General features: G+C 74.5%; 4 protein-coding genes. All 4 read right to left on the bottom strand.

All coding sequences use genetic code 11. The annotated features are described in order from the left end of the window. Nucleotides 1-386 (bottom strand): AMP-binding protein (locus B7767_RS32735; protein WP_256923645.1); only part of this gene is annotated, 386 nt, incomplete at its 3' end. A 241-nt stretch (nucleotides 387-627) separates the two neighbouring features. Further along, nucleotides 628-1,860, bottom strand: a complete 1,233-nt coding sequence (locus tag B7767_RS32730; protein WP_085575290.1) for a NikS protein — start codon at nucleotides 1,858-1,860, stop codon at nucleotides 628-630. Beyond that, nucleotides 1,857-2,810: a cysteine synthase A gene (gene cysK, locus B7767_RS32725; protein WP_085575289.1), complete on the bottom strand. Its 954-nt coding sequence runs from the start codon at nucleotides 2,808-2,810 to the stop codon at nucleotides 1,857-1,859. Before cysK ends, B7767_RS32730 begins: the two co-directional genes overlap by 4 nt. Next, nucleotides 2,807-2,995 (bottom strand): hypothetical protein (locus B7767_RS47470; RefSeq protein ID WP_218775832.1); only part of this gene is annotated, 189 nt, incomplete at its 5' end. The genes cysK and B7767_RS47470, both read right to left, overlap by 4 nt.

Here is a 2,995-nt window from a genome sequence, read left to right as displayed (position 1 = left end):
CCCGGGTCGGTGGCGGGTGCGGCGGCCACCGCCGGGTCGGTGGCGGGCTCGACGACCTCGCCGGCCCGCGGCAGTCCGCGCGAGCGCAGCGCGGCGTCGGTCAGCAGGACGGGCGCTCCGGCCCGGTCGGTGATCTGCTGCATCCGGGCGAGCGGGTAGGCGGAGTGCAGGGGCAGGTAGGCGGCGCCGGTCTTCACCACGGCCAGCAGGGCGACGACGACCTCGACGGAGCGTTCCATCAGCACGGCGACCGGGTCGCCCGGACGTACGCCGAGGCCGATCAGCCGGTGCGCGAGCCGGTTGGCGCGCCCGTCGAGCTCGCGGTAGGTCAGGGTGGTGCCGTCCTGGGGCGCCGAGACGGCCACGGCGTCCGGTGTCGAGCTCACCTGCGCGGCGAATCGCTGCTGAATCGATGTGCTGACCAAGGCGTTGTCCCATCCGATCGGCCCTCCGGGCGGCGGACGTCGCCGTGCCCCCGGCTCTGCCGGAACGGTCACACAGCGGTCCGGGACGCGGCATCTCCTGGATTGCCGCGCCCCGCACCGGCGCGCACGACGCGCGTACTTGGTCAGGTCGGTGGCTCGGCCCCGGTCGGGTCGGTGGCTCGGCCCCGGTCGGGTCGGTGGCTCAGCCGATGTCGAGTCCGGCGGTGAACCAGGCCTCGGCGGCCCGGATGCGGGCCTCGCACTCGGCCCGGTCCGCGCCCGCGACCACGAAGGCGGCGAGGAAGTCCCCGGAGTGCGAGGCCTCGGGCACCCGCTCTCCGACCCGCGCGTACGTCGTGTACTTCAGGACGCCCGGCGGCAGGGCCGCCGGGTCGGGCAGGGCGCGCAGCACGCCCGGCCGCTTGGTGAACAGCAGCTGTCCGGCGATCCGCCCGGGGTCCGCCCGGCCCTCGTGGTCCACGGGCAGGCCCAGCTGGCGGCGCACCGGGTACTCCATGGGGTCGAAGCCGAACAGGGCGCGCTGGACGTCGCGCACCCCGGCCCCACCCGCGCGCGAGGCGGCCTCGCACAGGACGAGTTCGTCGTCGTCGGTGTGGAACACCTCGATGTGGAAGGCGAAGTGCTCGGGTCCGCCGAAGGCCTCCAGGATCCGCTCGCCGAACTCGGTGAGCCTGCGGGTGAGCGGGTCGGCGACGTCGAGGGCGATGTCGACCCGGCCCGCGCGGTCGCGGAAGTTCGCCAGCGCGTACAGGTAGCGGGAGGGCCACAGGGTGGCGATCCGCCCGTCCAGGACGGTGCCGTCGATGTGGCACATGGAGCCCTCGACGAACGTCTCGGCCAGCCACTGCGGCTCGCCGTCCGGGCCGGTCAGCCCGGCGGTGTCGAGCCACGCGGCCAGTTCCGCGTCCGTGCGCAGGACGGCCACGCCGACGGACAGGGCGCCGCGGCGCGGTTTGACCACCACGGGCAGTCCGTGACGGCCGGCGAAGGCGGTGAGGTCGGCGGCCGTGTGCAGCAGGGCGTGGTCGGCGACCTTGATGCCGGCCCGTACGGCCGCCCGCTTCATCTCCCACTTGTCGCGGTAGACGAGCGCGGTGTCCGGCCGCTGGCCGGGGAGTCCGTACCGCTCGCGCAGCGCGGCGGCGCGCTCGATGTCGAACTCCTGGCAGGCCACGAGGTCCGTGACGCCGAACTCCTCGATGAGCTCGGCGGCCCGTTCCACGACGCGGTCACTGGTGTCGTAGTCGGGCAGCACCTCGGCGTGCAGGTAGGGCGCGGTGGTGGGCAGTTCCTCGCCGAACAGGGCGAGTTGTTCGGCCGAGCCGAGCAGGACGATCTTCTCGTCCCGGCCGGCGAGCCACTGCTCGTAGGGGTTGGCCCGCAGGGAGCCGCGGTGCAGGACCAGGGTGGTCATGAGGAGGACCCTTCGGTGAAGATGCTGACGTAGCGCTCGCCGGTGTCGGGCAGGATCGTGACGACGGACTTGCCCGCGGACTCGGGCCGCCGTGCGAGGAGGGCCGCCGCGTAGACGGCGGCGCCGGAGGAGACCCCCGCGAAGATGCCCTGTTCGCGCACCAGGGCGAGGGCGGTGTCGAGGGCGGCCTCGTCCGGGCAGGTGATCACCTCGTCGATGAGGTCGACGTCGGTGGTGGGCGACACGAAGCCGCCGTTGAGACCGGGGATGCGGTGGGTGCCGGCGTACCCCCGGGACAGCACCGGGGAGTTCTCCGGTTCGACGGCGACGATCCGCAGGTCGGGGTTGTGTTCCCGCAGGTGCCGTCCGGCGCCGGTGAGGGTGCCGCCGGTGCCGACGCCCGCGACGAGCACGTCGACGCGGCCGCCGGTGTCGGCCCAGATCTCCGGTCCGGTGGTCTCGTAGTGGGCGCGGACGTTGTCGGGGTTCTCGTGCTGGCGCACGTACCAGGACCGGGGGGTCGCGGCCTGGATCTCCTCCGCCTTGGCGATGGCCCCCGCGAACCGTTCGGCGCTGGGCGTCTGCACGACCTCGGCGCCCAGCGCCTTCAGCAGGCCGATCCGCTCGGGGGTGGCGCTGTCGGGCAGGACGACGATGCAGCGGTAGCCGCGCCTGGCGGCCATGGCCGCGAGCGCGATGCCGGTGTTGCCCGAGGTGGACTCCACCACGGTGCCGCCGGGGGCGAGGTCGCCGCGCTCCTCGGCGCCGCGCAGCATCGCCAGGGCGGCACGGTCCTTGCTGCTGGCGAAGGGGTTGGCGGATTCCAGCTTGGCGAGCACCTCGGCGCCGGGCGCGGCCCCGGCGACGTCGAGACGGACCAGGGGGGTGTGGCCGATGAGCTCTTCGAGCCCGGCGGCGATGTTGCGTTCGGTACGGACGGCGGTGGTCACGGCAGTCTCCAGGAGAGGGTGGGGCAGGCGGAGCCGGGGCCGCTCACCGGGAACCGGCCGGGGCGAGCAGGCGTACGGCGTCCGGGGCGGACACCGGTGCGAGGGCGGACGAGGCCCGGGCGGCGCGCCCCGCGGACGCTCACCAGGAACCCGCCGAGGCGAGCAGGCGTACGGCGTCGAGGGCG

Source organism: Streptomyces sp. 13-12-16, from assembly GCF_002114215.1.
In the GTDB taxonomy this organism is placed as follows: domain Bacteria; phylum Actinomycetota; class Actinomycetes; order Streptomycetales; family Streptomycetaceae; genus Streptomyces.
This window is presented reverse-complemented; position numbering and strand designations above follow the sequence as displayed.